Here is a 15,768-nt window from a genome sequence, read left to right as displayed (position 1 = left end):
CGGGTTTTTTTATTATGCGCTGTTGTGGCGGGTAGCGCTGCACTTACCCGACCTACAAAACCGTAGGCCCGCGCAAGCGAAGCGCCGCCGGGCACATTAACGCCCAAAAAGATCGCGTTTTTTCGGTTTGAACGGCTGGGCAATCAGCACCAGCAGCGCCACCACGAAGTAGGCGACAAAAATGCCCACCAGCCATTGCGGCATCTCCAGCGTAAGAAACTCCCACTGACGTACGGAGCAGTCACCGGAGGCAACAAACACCTGCGGCAGCCACTTATCCAGCGGCAGCCAGCCCGGGAAGCGGGCCGCAAAATCGCAGGTCATAAACGGTGACGGGTGAAGCTGCATCTGGGTGTGCTCCCAGGCAAGCGCAATCCCTTTCCAGGCGCTGTACAGCCAGATGGCAATCGCCGCATAGCGTAACGGTGTTTTAGGTGCAATTGCACCGACCAGACCCGCGCCCATAATGCCAAACAGCGCACAACGCTCATAAATACACAGTACGCAAGGTTTCAGCCCCATCACATGCTGAAACCACAGCGCGACCATTTCCAGCGCAAAGGCGGTCAGGGCCATCAACAACCACGCTCCGCGACCGCGTGAGCACTGGTTCAAAAATCGCAACATAATCATTTCCCTGGAACATGCTTAGACAGCGCAGTGTAAACGAATTTTAATGCGCCGCAAGTATACCTGCTTGTAACAACCATTGCGTACAGGGAACGAGAGTAATTTTGATGCACAGCAAACCAACCAGGGTAAGCACCAGCGTATACGGCAGCGCCATCCAGACCATTCTTCCATAAGAAAGCCGTATGAGCGGCGCCAGCGCCGAGGTCAGCAGGAAGAGGAATGCCGCCTGACCGTTCGGGGTTGCTACCGAGGGCAGGTTGGTTCCGGTGTTGATCGCTACCGCCAGCAGCTCAAACTGTTCACTGCTGACAATCCCTTGCTCCATCGCGGCTTTGGCCTCATTAATGTATACCGTCCCGACAAAGACGTTATCGGAGATGGAAGACAACAGGCCGTTAAACAAATAGAACAGCGTAAGCTGAGAATCTGGCGTAGCCTGAAGCACAAAAGCGATAATGGGCGCGAACAGATGTTGGTCTATAATCACCGCCACGACGGCAAAAAACACCGCCAGCAGGGCGGTAAACGGCAGGGCTTCGGTAAAGGCTTTACCGATAGCATGTTCGTCCGTTACGCCGCTCAGGCTGGTTGCCAGAATAATCACCGACAAGCCAATGAGCCCTACCTCGGCAAGGTGCAAGGCCAGCGCAGCGATAAGCCACACGCCGATCAGACCCTGTGCAATCAGGCGCAGCGTCTCCTGACGCGTACGCTGTTGTCGGCTCTGCTCGTCAAACTTTTGCAGCTCATGGCGGACCTGATCGGGCAACGCCGCGCCATACCCGTAGAGGTTAAATTTCTCGACCAGCACGCAGGTCACTAATCCACAGACCAGCACGGGCACGCTGACGGGCGCCATGCGCAGGAAAAATTCGCCAAAATGCCACCCGGCGGCTTTAGCGATGATCAGGTTTTGCGGCTCCCCGACCATGGTCATCACGCCGCCCAGCGCCGTACCCACGCCCGCGTGCATCATCAGGCTGCGCAGAAACGCGCGGAACTGTTCCAGCACGTCGCGGTTATGCGCCTCAACGTGGCTGTCGTCCTGCAAGTTATCGCCGGGACGAGACGAGGCCACCCGGTGGTAAATTCCGTAAAAACCGACGGCGACGCTGATCACTACCGCCACCACCGTTAGCGCGTCCAGGAAGGCTGAAAGGAAAGCCGCGGCGAGGCAAAATGCCAGCGAGAGAAGCGTTTTCGACGGAATGCTCAGCAGCAAGCGGGTAAAGATAAACAGCAGGAGCTGCTTCATAAAGTAGATCCCTGCCACCATGAAGATCAGCAGCAGCAGGACTTCAAGATTCGATGCAATCTCGTTTTTAACGTGCTCCGCGCTGGTCATTCCCGTAGCCACGGCCTCCAGCGCAAGCAGCCCGCCGGGCAATAGCGGATAGCACTTCAGCGCCATCGCCAGGGTAAAGATAAACTCGGCGACCAACAGCCATCCGGCAATAAAGGGATTCAGCAAGAAGATAACGGGATTAACGACCAGGAATACCAGTAAAGTGAGTTTGTACCAGTCAGGTGACTGACCTAAAAAGTTGCGCCACAGCGCGCGCCCAAACGAAATTTCCACGACAGACGTCCTTTCCCCGTCAAATAAGACAAGACATCAGTATACGCAAAAATGGCGTCGGTGAGGGCGTTAACGCCATTTTGTAAATTTCATAAAAATGAAACGGCGATCCCTCTTTTCTGTCTCGGCTGCGCTATCTGCCTCTGTCCGCCTCTGGTATGATGAGTGCAATTTGCTAAAGCTGTGTAATGGAAATCTCACTATGGTCATTAAGGCGCAGAGCCCGGCGGGTTTCGCGGAAGAGTACATCATTGAAAGCATCTGGAATAATCGTTTCCCTGCGGGATCAATTCTACCTGCTGAACGCGAACTCTCTGAACTGATTGGCGTCACCCGTACCACGCTGCGAGAAGTGCTCCAGCGTCTGGCGCGCGATGGCTGGTTGACGATACAGCATGGCAAACCCACTAAAGTGAACAACTTCTGGGAAACGTCCGGGCTGAATATTCTGGAAACGCTGGCGCGTCTCGACCACGAAAGCGTACCGCAGCTGATTGATAATCTGCTTTCGGTGCGCACCAACATTGCGACTATTTTTATTCGTACCGCTTTCCGTCAGCATCCTGAAGATGCGCTTGCGGTGCTGGCCAGCGCGAATGAAGTTGAAGATCACGCCGACGCCTTTGCCACCCTCGATTACAACGTGTTTCGCGGCCTGGCGTTTGCCTCCGGCAACCCGGTTTACGGCCTGATCCTGAATGGGATGAAAGGGCTCTATACCCGCATTGGTCGTCACTACTTTGCTAACCCTGAAGCCCGCAGCCTGGCGCTGGGCTTCTACCATAAGCTGAGCAAGCTCTGCACCGAAGGCCTGCACGATCAGGTTTATGAAACCGTACGCCGCTACGGCCACGACTCCGGTGAAATCTGGCACCGTATGCAGAAAACGCTGCCGGGCGATTTGGCGATTCAGAGCCGCTGAAATAAAAAACCTCTCAATCGAGAGGTTTTTTTTCGCCCGGTGGCACTACAGCGTATTCATCCGCGCCGGACACCGGTCCAGCAGCTCCACGCTGCCGTCTTCGTTCTGCTGCTCCAGCAATACGTCAAATCCCCACAGGCGATGCACGTGCTTCAGCACTTCCTTACGCCCTTTATCCAGCGGCGCGCGGTTGTGCGGGATATAGCGCAGCGTCAGAGAGCGGTCGCCGCGCAGATCTACGTTCCACACCTGAATGTTGGGTTCAAGATTGCTCAGGTTGTACTGGGACGACAGACGCGAGCGGATCTCCCGATAGCCTTCCTCATTATGGATCGCCGAGATCTCCAGGTAGTTGTTGCGGTCATCATCCAGTACCGTGAAGAAGCGGAAATCACGCATGATCTTCGGCGACATGAACTGGCTGATAAAGCTCTCATCCTTAAAATCACGCATCGCAAAGTGCAGCGTTTCCAGCCAGTCGGAGCCCGCAATATCCGGGAACCAGTATTTGTCCTCTTCGGTGGGCGACTGGCAGATACGCTTAATATCCTGGAACATGGCAAAGCCGAGCGCGTACGGGTTAATGCCGCTGTACCACGGGCTGTTGTACGCCGGCTGGAACACCACGTTGGTGTGGCTGTGCAGAAACTCCATCATAAACCGTTCAGAGACTTTTCCCTCATCATACAGGTGGTTCAGAATGGTGTAGTGCCAGAAGGTCGCCCAGCCTTCGTTCATGACCTGGGTCTGCTTCTGCGGATAGAAATACTGGCTCACCTTGCGCACGATGCGCAGGATCTCACGCTGCCACGGCTCCAGCAGTGGGGCGTTTTTCTCCATAAAGTAGAGCAGGTTTTCCTGCGGCTCGGAAGGATAGCGACGCGCCTCGGCGACGGTTTTCTCCTCCTCACGTTTCGGCAGGGTACGCCACAGCATATTCACCTGGCTTTGCAGATACTCCTCGCGGCTCTTCTGCCGGGCTTTCTCCTCCTGCAACGAGATTTTCTGCGGGCGCTTATAGCGGTCAACGCCGTAGTTCATTAGCGCGTGGCAGGAGTCCAGCAACTTCTCCACTTCGTCCACGCCGTAGCGCTCTTCGCAGTCGGTAATGTAGTTACGGGCGAAGATGAGGTAATCGACGATGGAGCTGGCATCCGTCCAGCTGCGGAACAGATAGTTATTTTTGAAGAACGAATTATGACCGTAGCAGGCGTGCGCCATCACCAGCGCCTGCATGGTAATGGTATTTTCCTCCATCAGATAGGCGATACACGGGTTAGAGTTAATGACGATTTCATACGCCAGCCCCTGCTGCCCGTGCTTATACAGCCGCTCGGTCTCAATGAACTTTTTGCCAAACGACCAGTGGGGATAGTTTATCGGCATCCCGACGCTTGAATATGCGTCCATCATCTGTTCAGAGGTGATGACTTCAATCTGATGGGGGTAGGTATCCAGACGATAGAGTTTGGCAACCCGGTCGATCTCCGCCAGGTAGACATCCAGCAACTCGAAGGTCCAGTCGGGTCCATCGCTCAGACGGGTACTGTCCCTGGACATGGAATCTATTGTAGCCATTAGCGCGCCCTCGTTGTCGGTCGCTCTCTCTGACTGGAGAGCCTCCTTTCAAGCATAGATCACCCCATTCAAATACGCGGGGCGCAGAAATTTTTTCTTTGCGATTTCCCGTTTTCGATACGGCAAAAAAAGCGGCGCCCACAGAATTTTATACTGGTTAAAAATAACGCGCAGCAGGAGATTCCAAATAAGCGTTATCCCCTGATACAGCGGGATATGTGAGTTAAGTCACCATAAAAAAGTCATATGTTGAATAATATTTTCAACTAGGTTATCAATCTGTAATTAGATGATTGTTCTTTTGCTCATAATGGAGTGGCTATGCGTGTTGTCATACTGGGAAGTGGTGTCGTTGGCGTAACCAGCGCCTGGTATTTAAGTCAGGCAGGACATGAGGTTACCGTTATCGATCGCGAATCCGGCCCGGCTCTGGAAACCAGTGCGGCGAATGCGGGGCAAATTTCCCCGGGCTATGCTGCCCCGTGGGCGGCCCCCGGCGTGCCGCTAAAGGCGATTAAATGGATGTTCCAGCGACACGCGCCGCTGGCGATCAGCCTGGACGGTTCGCCCTTCCAGCTGAAGTGGATGTGGCAGATGCTGCGCAACTGTGACACCCGCCACTACATGGAAAACAAAGGGCGCATGGTTCGCCTGGCGGAATACAGCCGCGACTGCCTGAAGGCGCTGCGCACCTCGACGGGCATTGAATATGAAGGGCGTCAGGGCGGTACGCTTCAGCTGTTCCGCACCGAGCAACAGTATGAAAACGCTACCCGCGATATCGCCGTGCTGGAAGATGCGGGCGTACCGTATCAGCTGCTGGAAGCCAGCCAGCTGGCGCAGGTGGAGCCAGCGCTTGCCGAAGTGGCGCACAAGCTCACGGGCGGCCTGCGTTTACCGAACGATGAAACCGGCGACTGCCAGCTGTTCACCCAGCGTCTGGCGCGCATGTGCGAGCAGGCGGGAGTGACGTTCCGCTTCAATACCTCTGTTGACAAGCTGCTGTCAGAAGGGGAGAAGATTTACGGCGTAAAGTGTGGGGAAGAGGTGATCAAAGCCGATGCCTACGTGATGGCGTTTGGCTCCTACTCTACCGCGATGCTGAAAGGCATTCTGGATATCCCGGTTTATCCGCTGAAAGGCTACTCTTTGACCATCCCGGTGAAAGAGGACAGCGGCGCGCCGGTCTCTACCATTCTTGATGAAACCTACAAAATCGCCATCACCCGCTTCGATAACCGGATCCGCGTCGGCGGCATGGCGGAGATCGTGGGCTTCAATACCGAGCTGCTCAAACCGCGTCGTGAAACGCTGGAGATGGTCGTCGGGGATCTCTTCCCGCGCGGCGGTTTTATTGAGCAGGCGACGTTCTGGACGGGCCTGCGCCCGATGACCCCAGACGGCACGCCGATTGTTGGCCGTACGCCGTACAAAAATCTGTGGACCAACACCGGTCACGGCACGCTTGGCTGGACCATGGCCTGCGGTTCGGGCCAGTTGCTGAGCGACCTGATCTCCGGGCGTACCCCGGCCATTCCGTTTGACGATTTGAGCGCCGCACGCTATCAATCAGGGTTTACCCCCTCGCGCCCACAGCACCTGCACGGCGCGCATAATTAAGGAGTTGTCATGTCCCGTCCAATTCTGGCCCAGCTGGATTTGCAGGCGCTGAAGGATAACCTGCAAATTGTTCGCCGTGCTGCGCCGGGTTCTCGTGTCTGGTCAGTGGTGAAGGCTAACGCCTACGGTCATGGTATCGATCGTATCTGGAGTGCGCTCGGCGCCACCGACGGTTTTGCCTTGCTCAACCTGGAAGAGGCCATCCTGCTGCGCGAGCGCGGCTGGAAAGGGCCGATTCTGCTGCTGGAAGGGTTCTTCCATGCAGAAGATCTGCCGCTGCTGGACAAGTACCGTCTGACGACCAGCGTGCACAGTAACTGGCAGATCAAGGCCATTCAGGACGCGAAGCTGCATGCCCCGCTGGATATCTATCTCAAAGTGAACAGCGGCATGAACCGTCTGGGCTTCCAGCCCGAGCGGGTTCACACGGTCTGGCAGCAGCTGCGCGCGCTGAAAAACGTGGGTGAGATGACGCTGATGGCGCACTTCGCCGATGCGGAAAAGCCGGACGGCATTGCCGATGCCATGGTACGCATTGAGCAGGCGGCAGAAGGGCTGGACTGCCCGCGTTCGCTGTCGAACTCAGCGGCTACGCTTTGGCATCCTGAGGCGCACTACAGCTGGGTGCGTCCGGGGATCGTTCTGTACGGCGCGTCGCCTTCCGGCCAGTGGCAGGATATCGCCAACAGCGGCCTGAAGCCGGTGATGACCTTGCGCAGTGAAATCATTGGTGTGCAGACGCTGAAAGCGGGCGATACGGTGGGCTATGGCAGCCGCTTCCGGGCGTCGGGCGAACAGCGTATTGGTATTGTGGCGGGTGGTTATGCGGACGGTTATCCGCGCATCGCCCCGAGCGGCACGCCGGTATGGGTCGATGGCGTACGCACGGGCACGGTAGGTACCGTTTCAATGGATATGCTGGCCATTGATTTAACGCCGTGTCCCCAGGCGGGGATCGGCTCGCCGGTTGAGTTATGGGGCAACGAGGTCAAAATTGACGACGTGGCCGCTGCGGCGGGCACCGTTGGGTATGAACTGATGTGCGCGCTGGCGCCAAGAGTGCCTGTTGTGACGGTGTAACTTGTTTGTGTGCGGGGTGGCGCTAGGGCCACCCGGCAAAAAAAAACTACTCCCCATCTTCCTCCATCGGCCTTACGCCGACTTTCCGCACCGCGTTATCTTCTTTTTCGGCCACCGTCCAGATCATCCCGGCAAACTCCACCTGGTCACCCACAACCGGCGCAGCGCCTAATAGTCGCTGAATAATCTCGCCCAGCGTTTGCTGGTTATCGCGATTCTCAAGGCCATCTTCCAGCCCGTAAATCAGCGCCACGTCCGCAAAGCGTGCGCTGGCTTCCAGAATAAAATCGCCAAAGAAACGCTGATCCAGCGCCACCGGCGGCGACTGGCTGAACAGCTTGCCGAGGGCTGGCAGGTCACGCTCGCGGCCAATCACGCAGAGGATATCGTTCTCACGCAGCCGCGTGCTGCCGGTCGGGTGGAGCAGGGCGTTGTCCCGGAACAGGGCGGCAATGCGCGTTTCAGCCGGCATGTGCAGATCGCGCAGGGAAGCGCCCACGCACCACTTATCGGCGCTCAGCTGATAGACAAACTGTTCCCACGGATTCTCAGGGTGAAGATCCAGCCCCACGCGGGAGACTGGCCAGCCGACGGGCGGCACCACCACTTTGGCCTTTTTCGCCGCCCAGCCCAGGGACGTCCCCTGAAACAGCAGCGACACCAGCACCACGAAAAAGGCGACGTTGAAGAACAGGCGGGCGTTGTCCAGCCCGGCCATCATCGGGAATACCGCCAGAATAATCGGCACCGCGCCGCGCAGCCCCACCCAGCTGATAAACACCCGCTCGCGCAGGTTAAACCCGCGAAACGGCAGCAGGCCGGCAAACACCGACAGCGGACGGGCGATGAAAATCATCCAGGCCGATAAAAGCAGCGCCGGTACGACGATGGGCAGCAGGTCGGAAGGCGTCACCAGCAGGCCCAGCACCAGGAACATCGCGATCTGCGCCAGCCAGGCCAGCCCGTCAAAGTTTTGCAGAATCGCATAACGGTTACGAATCGGCCGGTTGCCCAGCAGGAACCCGCAGAGGTAAACCGCCAGAATACCGCTGCCGTCCAGCGCGGTGGTGACGGCAAAAATCAGAATGCCGCCGCTCAGGGCCAGCAGCGGGTAAAGGCCGGAGGGGAGCGTAATACGGTTGATCGTATGCTGTAAAAGATAACCGCCGCCAAGACCAATGATAATGCCGAGGCCAAACTGCTGAAGGATGTGCCAGGCAAACATCCAGCTCAGGCCGGTTTCGTGCTGCTGGATCATCTCTATCAGCGTGATGGTCAGGAACACCGCCATCGGATCGTTACTGCCGGATTCAATCTCAAGCGTTGAGCCAACGCGTTCGTTCAGCCCTTTGCCGCCGAGCAGGGAGAAAACCGCTGCCGCATCGGTCGAGCCGACGATCGCGCCAATCAGCAGGCCTTCCATCATATCGAGGTTAAACAGCCAGGCTGCCATCATGCCGGTCAGGCCGGAGGTGATCAGCACCCCGACGGTCGCCAGAGACAGCGCCGGGCCTAAGGCCACGCGGAACGAACTTGCCTGGGTGCGCATGCCGCCGTCCAGCAGGATGACTGCCAGCGCGAGGTTACTCACCATATAGGCGAAAGGGTAATTATCGAAGGGGATACCGCCGATTCCGTCGACTCCGGCCAGCATGCCGATAGCCAGGAAAATGACAAGAATAGGTATGCCAAGGCGCGATGAAAATGAACTTAATAAAATGCTGAAGGTTACCAGGATGGAACCGAGAATGAAAAGGCTGATTATCGCTGTGGCACCCAATGTCGTCTTACTCCCACCTCAATGTGAACGCTGTTATTAAAACCCTAACATATTAACAACGGTAACAGCGTTTTATTGAGGGGGAATAACGGCTTTTTTATGCCTTTAAGACCGGATGACCGCTGATTGTTAACCGACTGCCTGAATGATCGTGCGTCAGGCGCGCCCGGGCGCCCAGCGGCAGCGTGACGGTTTGCTGCTCATGGCCGAAGTCCAGCCCGGCAATCACCGGGACGTCCAGACGGGAACGAATGAAATCAATCATCGTCTCGAGGGAATAGCCCGCATCGTAATCGTTGGGGGCCGATCCGCTAAAACTGCCCAGCACAATGGCCGACTGCCGATCCAGGATCCCGGCGTGATACAGCTGCAACAGCATGCGTTCGACGCGGAACGGGTGTTCGTTGATATCTTCCAGCACCAGTATGCCGTCCTCAATCTTCGGCAGCCACGGTGTGCCAATTAGCGACACCAGCATCGCGAGGTTTCCGCCCCACAGTTGTCCTTCACATTCCCAGTGCGGTCCGTTGCCTTGCCACTCGACGGTGAAGGTCGGGTTTTGCAGGGCACGCCAGAAATGTTCCTCGGTAAAAGCATCCAGCTCCGGCGCGCCAAAGTTACCGGCCAGCATCGGGCCGCTAAAGGTAATGACGTTATGCAGTGCCAGCAGGCCGAGCTGGATCGCCGTGAAATCGCTGTGGCCGCAGATCAGCAGCGGATCCTGCTGCTGGCGTGCTGCCAGCCCGGCCCAGTCGATACTCTCCAGCAGCCGGCTCGCACCATATCCGCCGCGCACGGCCAGCACAACGTTGTTTTCGCCTTCCAGCGTCGCCAGGCTGTTGATATCGCTCAGTCTCTGCGCTTCCGTACCGGCAAAACGCTGCATGCGGCGGGGGATAATTGTCTGATTTTCTACCTGATGGCCCCTTTCCAGCAGGCGCTGAACGCCCCGCTGTGCCGCTTCCTGGTTGATGCAGTAGCCCGACGGTGCGATGAGATGAAACTGAGGCATGGCAATTCCTTGCTGAATGAGAATCTAATTGTCTATATCATGCCGCTTAAACGCCGCCTGCTTCAAGGGGCGACGTACCGCGATGACCGGCTATAAGGATAGATGACGTGAAATTGAGATGGTTTGCTTTTTTGATTGTGTTGCTCGCTGGCTGTAGTTCAAAACATGATTATCAAAATCCCCCCTGGAACCCTGACGTGCCGGTGAAGCGGGCCATGCAGTGGATGCCGATCAGCGAGCAAGCCGGGAAGGCCTGGGGCGTGAGCCCGCGTCTGATCACGGCAATTATTGCGGTGGAATCCGGCGGCAACCCAACGCTGGTGAGTAAATCGAATGCGGTGGGGCTGATGCAGCTAAAAGCCTCGACGGCGGGAAGGGAGGTCTATCGCTATATGGGCTGGAAGGGACAACCCTCCACCAGCGAGCTGAAAAACCCGGAACGTAATATCTCTATGGGAACCGCCTACCTGAGCATTCTGGAGCACGGCATTCTGAAGGGAATTGAAGACCCGGAAGTGATGCAATACGCGCTGGTGGTGTCGTACGTTAACGGGGCCGGCGCGCTGCTGAGAACCTTCTCCTCCGATCGCAAAGAGGCGATAGAAGAGATTAACGATATGGATAAAGATGAATTCTTCGAACACGTTGTGAAGAACCATCCGTCAGCACAGGCGCCGCGCTATATCTGGAAAGTACAGAAAGCGATGGACGCTATGTAATACCTTTGTCGGGCGGCTGCACGCTGCCCGACGCCTTTCAGAGCACTTTATTCGCGCGTTCACGCGCTTCACGCTCCAGTGAAAAGATGATGCGCTGGAGTTCGCGCTCGGCGCCTGGCCCGACATTCAGGAAGCGAAAGCTCAGGCGTGGCGTCGTGATGGTCTCGTTTTTGCCGTCCACCACCCTGCGTTCGCTGATGGCAATCAGCTGAGCATCAAACCAGAAGCGTCCCCATCCGCCCATATCTAGCTCGATCTGGCTAAAACGCATACCTTCCACCAGCCCTTCCGGCTTCGGCGTATCCATCAACCCGCCCATGCCGCCCAGCGATAAATCGAACAGGCGAAAGCGGATCTCTTTTTTGTCCGGCATTTTTGCCTTACAGAAGTAGGCCGGGTGAAGCGGGGCGCTGATTCGAAAAAACTCACGGCGCTGCACGAACCAGAGATTTTCAGGCAACGGCGCGATAAACGCAGGCAAACCCTGGTAGGCGATCGCGGTGAGGCGAGGCAGCACAAACTCAACTTTTGCTCCGTGCGTTTCGGCCATTACTGAAAGATTTTCTGCCTGTAGGGCGGCACGGTTTTCATCGCTCTGGCTACCCAGATCCACAATCAGGTGCTCTGCCGTCACGTCCAGGATCTTGCTGATAAACTGACTGGTTGACCAGTTGATGCGCAGCGGCACTTCACCTTTTTTCAGGTCGCGTAACACCCCTAATACAGCCAGCGGATTTTGTTTCAGGAACTGCTCACTGTAGCTACTCACGCCAGATGGCTCCTCGATAGATGACAGACTGTCTCTGGGTTATCGGCACGCACGCATGAAACTTAAGACAAACGATCTGTTTTCTCCGCGCATATTGCTTTGCTAATGGAAATGATAATAATTGGCGTTCCCAATATCATCTAATAACAAGACGACACTATGCATACTTCACGTTTGGCGTTATGCGCGTTGGCAGGCGCCGTTACGCTGGCATGGCAAACACAGGCTTTCGCAGAGGAATCCACCATCGTGGTGACCGGAACAGAGCAGGGCGATGCGCTTCCCGGCTGGACCAACAGCGCCACGAAATCAGCCGTAGCGGAAAGTAAAACGCCGCAGGTGATCAATACCATCGCCGCTAAAGAGATCGAGCAGCGGCACGCCGGTTCGGTAAACGAGATCCTGCGCTATGCGCCGGGCGTTTCCACTGAGGTGCGCGGCAGCACTTCTTATATGAGCGAATATAAAATTCGCGGGTTCAACGTTGAGCAGGAGTTCTATAACGGCCTGCAACTTCCCTATAACGTCACGGGTAACACCAAAGCGCGAATCGATCCGCTGTTGATTGAGAGCGTCGATATCCTGAAAGGGCCATCATCCGTGCTTTATGGCGGCGGCTCCCCGGGCGGGCTGGTCAATATCCAGAGTAAAAAGCCGCAGAAAGAGCCGAAAACGGAGCTGGGCTTTAATACCGGCAACCGCAATCTGAAAGAGGGGTATCTGGACTCCACGGGGCAGATCGCGACCAGCGACTGGAACTATCGCCTGCTGGGCAAAGCGACGGAAAGTGACGAACAGGCGCATACCACGCGCTATGAAAACTATCTGGTTGCCCCCTCCGTGACCTGGCAGCCGGACAGCAAAACGCGCCTGACCATTGACGCGCTGGCGCAAAATACGCCGAGCCTGACCCCGTCTGACCCGATGCCGCTGAGCTATCTGCGTTCGAAATACGCCGATCGTCGTGATTACGCCGGCGATGAGTGGAGCGGCTTTAAGCAACGCCAGTGGATGCTGGGCTACAGCTTTGAACATGAGTTTGACAGCGGCTGGGGCTTTAACCAGAAAGCGCGCTATTTTGATGTGGACACCCACCAGCGCAGCGTCTATTCCACCGGGACGGGCAGCGAGGTCTACCAGCTCAACCGCTTCGCCTACACCACGGATGAAGATTTGCAGAGCTTCAACATTGATAACCAGCTCACCCGAACCGTTGCGCTGGGAGACTGGAAGCATCATCTGCTGGCGGGCTTTGACTATCAGAAGCTGAACTCTCATTTCCACTATCGTTACGCCTCGTCCACGCCGGGTATTGATATGCGCAATCCGGATCGCGGGCAGATCGATAGCGGTGCGCTGGGGCTTTCTACCGCGCAGAAAAACCGGCTGAGCTATCAGCAGAACGGCTATTACGTGCAGGATCAGGTGGAGTTCGGCGGGCTGAACCTGCTGGCCAGCCTGCGCTATGACGACTACCGTTCGGTCACCACCAACTATCTGCAAAACGGTGACAAAGCCTGGGTATCGCAGGATCGCCTCACCAAACGACTGGGCGCGCTTTATGCCTTTGATAACGGGCTCTCGCCATTTATCAGCTACTCGGAAGGGTTCGCCCCGGTATCGCCGCAGGGTACGCTGACCGCGAAAGACGTTAAGCCCACCACCAGTAAGCAGGTGGAGGGTGGGGTGAAATACCTGCTGGCGGAATACGCAACCACCTTCACCGCCTCGGTGTTTAACATTCGTCAGAAAAATGTGGTGACCAGCGATCCGGGCTTCCTGAACTACCGCCAGACCGGGGAAGTGGAATCTAAGGGCGCGGAGATTTCAGCCATCAGTCGTCCAACGGAGAACCTGACGCTGATTGCCAACTACGCCTACACCCACGCCATTAACACCGAAGATGACAAATATCAGGGCAAACGGCCAACGCAGGTCCCTGAGAACGCCTTTAACCTTTGGGGGGATTACACCTTCGACAGCACGCCGCTGAGAGGGGTAACGCTGGGGGCCGGCGCGCGCTACACCGGGCCGATGGAAATCTCGCCGGGCAACGACGCAGGCAAGCTGGGCGGGACTACGCAGTACGATCTGGCGGCTTCTTACCGCATGGGCGAACTGGCACCTTCGCTGGAGGGACTCACGCTGAAGGCGAGCGCGCAGAACGTCACAAACAAAGAAACGCTCACCTGCTATGACGCGACCAACTGCTGGATAGGCCGCGACCGGACGTTCCAGGTCGGGGCAAGCTACAGCTTCTGAAAAAAGCCCGGTAACACTACCGGGCCACTTTATTGCACGGACCTTCCCCTCGCCCCTTTGGGGAGAGGGTTAGGGTGAGGGGCGCTACTGCGCCGCCTGTTTTGCAGGCGCGACATCATCGTTCGCCGCAGGCTGATTCTCCGGCACGCTGTCGCACGGCTTCTCTTTCGGGCAGACCATGTCCAGCATCCTGAGCGTCACGCCGTTACTCCAGCCGAAACCGTCCTGCAACGGATACTCGCCGCCGCCACCGCCGGTACCGGTCGAAGAGACGTCATACTTCTCAACCAGCTTCTTCTCGCGATCGTAGGTATGCTGAACGTTTTTCAGGAAACGCCAGGTTACGTCCATCGCCACCTTTTGCTGACCGTAGTTTTGTAACCCTTCCACCGCTACCCACTGCAACGGCGCCCAGCCGTTCGGCGCATCCCACTGCTGCCCGCTGTTGATGGTGGTGGTAGAGATACCGCCCGGTTTCAACAGGCGCGACGACGCGGCTGCGGCCACCTTATCGGCGCGCTCCTGTGACGCGGCCTTCACGTAAAGCGGGAAGAGGGCCGCAGCCGTAAGCTGATTACGGACTTTCTTCGTTTTCAGATCGTAATCCGCGTACCAGCCCTCTTTATCGTTCCACAGGTGGCTTTCCATCGCTTTCTGGCGCGCGGAGGCCAGCGCGTCGTATTTGCTTGCGCTGGCGCTATCGCCGTCTTCCTGGCTGGCGCGGGCCAGCAGTTTCTCCATCTTAAACATCAGCGCATTCAGATCCACCGGCACGATGCTGGTGGTGCGGATGGTATCCAGCTTCTGCGGATCGTCCATCCAGCGGGAGCTGAAATCCCAGCCCGAGGCGGCGGCAGAGCGCAGATCGCGGTAAATCTCCGTGGCCGGACGGTTAGGGTTGTTTTTGGCGGTCGTCACGTCATCCAGCCAGGATTCTGGTCGCGGCGTGTCCCGATCGTCCCAGTAGCGGTTGAGAAGGGCGCCGTCGTCCAGCTTCACCACGCGTTTATTCGCCTGGCCGGGCTGAAGTCCCTCTGCCCCCTCCATCCAGTAGGCATACTCTTTCTCCATCTGCGGACGGTATTTCTTTAACGCGTCGCTGTCATGCGTGGCGAGCAGTTCCACCATCAGCGAGAAGAACGGCGGCTGAGAGCGGCTCAGGTAGTAACTGCGGTTGCCGTTAGGGATATGGCCCCAGGTATCAAGCTCGTAAGCGAAGTTGTCCACCATGTCGCTGATTTTGTCCCAGTGCCCGCTCTCGGCCAGCCCCAGCATGGTGAAATAGCTGTCCCAGTAATAGACTTCGCGGAAGCGTCCTCCCGGCACGACATAGGGTTTTGGCAGGGGCAGGAGGGAGTCCCATTTGTTCGCTTTGTCTGTGGTGCGGGTCAGTACAGGCCACAGACCGTCGATGTGTTCGCGCAGGCTTTGACCTTCCGGAGGAACGTATTTCTCACCCTCCTTCGGCAGGATAAAGTTCATCTCCACGAAGTGGCGCAGGTCAAAACCGGACTGGGTATGCTGCATCCGGTAATCCGCCAGGATCATCAGCGGGTCGCTTTTGGGAACGGCATCCGCGAAGGTTTTCTGATCCGGGAACAGTTTGGCGCTCTGTACGTCATTAAAGAGAGGGCCAAGGAGAATATCCGGTGAGCGTTGCTGGCTCGTTGGCTGGTCTTCAGCATAACTAAATGCGGTAACACCGAGTAGTGCGCCTGCCAGCGCAAGGGGCAAAAAAGCGGGGCGTCGTGCGCGAGGTCTTATCATCGGTTCGTCTCCTGTCTTCACTGAGCAGCGTGACCGCTGTTGTCAAT

12 protein-coding genes and 1 pseudogene are annotated in these 15,768 nt (G+C 57.0%); 6 read left to right on the top strand and 7 right to left on the bottom strand.

Going from position 1 to position 15,768, the window contains the following annotated elements; genetic code table 11:
• Positions 1–96: 96 nt before the first annotated feature.
• Positions 97–627: a disulfide bond formation protein DsbB gene (gene dsbB, locus A3466_RS04615; protein WP_063449603.1), complete on the bottom strand. Its 531-nt coding sequence runs from the start codon at positions 625–627 to the stop codon at positions 97–99.
• 46 nt (positions 628–673) lie between these two features.
• The gene (nhaB, locus tag A3466_RS04610; protein WP_063449602.1) at positions 674–2,212 is read right to left on the bottom strand and encodes a Na(+)/H(+) antiporter NhaB; all 1,539 of its coding nucleotides are present in this window, start codon (positions 2,210–2,212) and stop codon (positions 674–676) included.
• 202 nt (positions 2,213–2,414) lie between these two features.
• Between nhaB and fadR the strand changes: the two genes are divergently transcribed.
• Positions 2,415–3,134, top strand: a complete 720-nt coding sequence (fadR, locus tag A3466_RS04605) for a fatty acid metabolism transcriptional regulator FadR (protein ID WP_028013515.1) — start codon at positions 2,415–2,417, stop codon at positions 3,132–3,134.
• A gap of 45 nt (positions 3,135–3,179) precedes the next feature.
• On the opposite strand, the gene A3466_RS04600 is transcribed toward fadR, so the two are convergent.
• The gene (locus A3466_RS04600; protein ID WP_063449601.1) at positions 3,180–4,712 is read right to left on the bottom strand and encodes a SpoVR family protein; all 1,533 of its coding nucleotides are present in this window, start codon (positions 4,710–4,712) and stop codon (positions 3,180–3,182) included.
• A 321-nt stretch (positions 4,713–5,033) separates the two neighbouring features.
• Here A3466_RS04600 and A3466_RS04590 point away from each other — a divergent pair, with 321 nt between their 5' ends.
• The 3 genes from A3466_RS04590 to A3466_RS23845 are packed head-to-tail and all read left to right on the top strand — an operon-like array spanning position 5,034 to position 7,584.
• A complete protein-coding gene (locus A3466_RS04590) occupies positions 5,034–6,332 on the top strand; it encodes a D-amino acid dehydrogenase (protein WP_063449600.1) in 1,299 nt (432 codons plus the stop codon).
• A 9-nt stretch (positions 6,333–6,341) separates the two neighbouring features.
• The gene (gene dadX / locus A3466_RS04585; RefSeq protein ID WP_063449599.1) at positions 6,342–7,412 is read left to right on the top strand and encodes a catabolic alanine racemase DadX; all 1,071 of its coding nucleotides are present in this window, start codon (positions 6,342–6,344) and stop codon (positions 7,410–7,412) included.
• Positions 7,413–7,419: 7 nt separating this feature from the next.
• Positions 7,420–7,584 carry a hypothetical protein gene (locus A3466_RS23845; protein ID WP_432416593.1) on the top strand — a complete coding sequence of 55 codons (165 nt, stop codon included), beginning with the start codon at positions 7,420–7,422 and terminating at the stop codon, positions 7,582–7,584.
• On the opposite strand, the pseudogene A3466_RS04580 reads toward A3466_RS23845, so the two are convergent.
• Both A3466_RS04580 and ldcA read right to left on the bottom strand, forming a co-directional pair.
• Positions 7,528–9,192 (bottom strand): annotated as a pseudogene (locus A3466_RS04580) (potassium/proton antiporter); the annotation flags it as partial. The gene A3466_RS23845 and the pseudogene A3466_RS04580 sit on opposite strands and share 57 nt — an antisense overlap.
• Before the next feature lie 97 nt (positions 9,193–9,289).
• Positions 9,290–10,204 carry a muramoyltetrapeptide carboxypeptidase gene (gene ldcA / locus A3466_RS04575; protein WP_063449597.1) on the bottom strand — a complete coding sequence of 305 codons (915 nt, stop codon included), beginning with the start codon at positions 10,202–10,204 and terminating at the stop codon, positions 9,290–9,292.
• A gap of 107 nt (positions 10,205–10,311) precedes the next feature.
• On the opposite strand from ldcA, the gene emtA reads away from it, so the two are divergent.
• The gene (gene emtA / locus A3466_RS04570; RefSeq protein WP_063449596.1) at positions 10,312–10,923 is read left to right on the top strand and encodes a membrane-bound lytic murein transglycosylase EmtA; all 612 of its coding nucleotides are present in this window, start codon (positions 10,312–10,314) and stop codon (positions 10,921–10,923) included.
• A 37-nt stretch (positions 10,924–10,960) separates the two neighbouring features.
• Here the strand turns inward: emtA and ycgR are convergent, their stop codons facing one another.
• Positions 10,961–11,692 carry a flagellar brake protein YcgR gene (gene ycgR, locus A3466_RS04565; RefSeq protein WP_063449595.1) on the bottom strand — a complete coding sequence of 244 codons (732 nt, stop codon included), beginning with the start codon at positions 11,690–11,692 and terminating at the stop codon, positions 10,961–10,963.
• A 159-nt stretch (positions 11,693–11,851) separates the two neighbouring features.
• Here ycgR and A3466_RS04560 point away from each other — a divergent pair, with 159 nt between their 5' ends.
• A complete protein-coding gene (locus A3466_RS04560) occupies positions 11,852–13,954 on the top strand; it encodes a TonB-dependent siderophore receptor (protein ID WP_063449594.1) in 2,103 nt (700 codons plus the stop codon).
• Between the two features lie 84 nt (positions 13,955–14,038).
• On the opposite strand, the gene A3466_RS04555 is transcribed toward A3466_RS04560, so the two are convergent.
• Entirely contained in the window at positions 14,039–15,721 is a 1,683-nt protein-coding gene (locus A3466_RS04555; RefSeq protein ID WP_063449593.1) for an alpha,alpha-trehalase, read from the bottom strand.
• Positions 15,722–15,768 lie beyond the last annotated feature (47 nt).

It is taken from the genome of Enterobacter genomosp. S, assembly GCF_001631805.1.
GTDB lineage: Bacteria > Pseudomonadota > Gammaproteobacteria > Enterobacterales > Enterobacteriaceae > Enterobacter > Enterobacter quasihormaechei.
The sequence above is the reverse complement of the archived record's forward strand: the minus strand, read 5'-3'. Positions and strand labels throughout refer to the sequence as shown.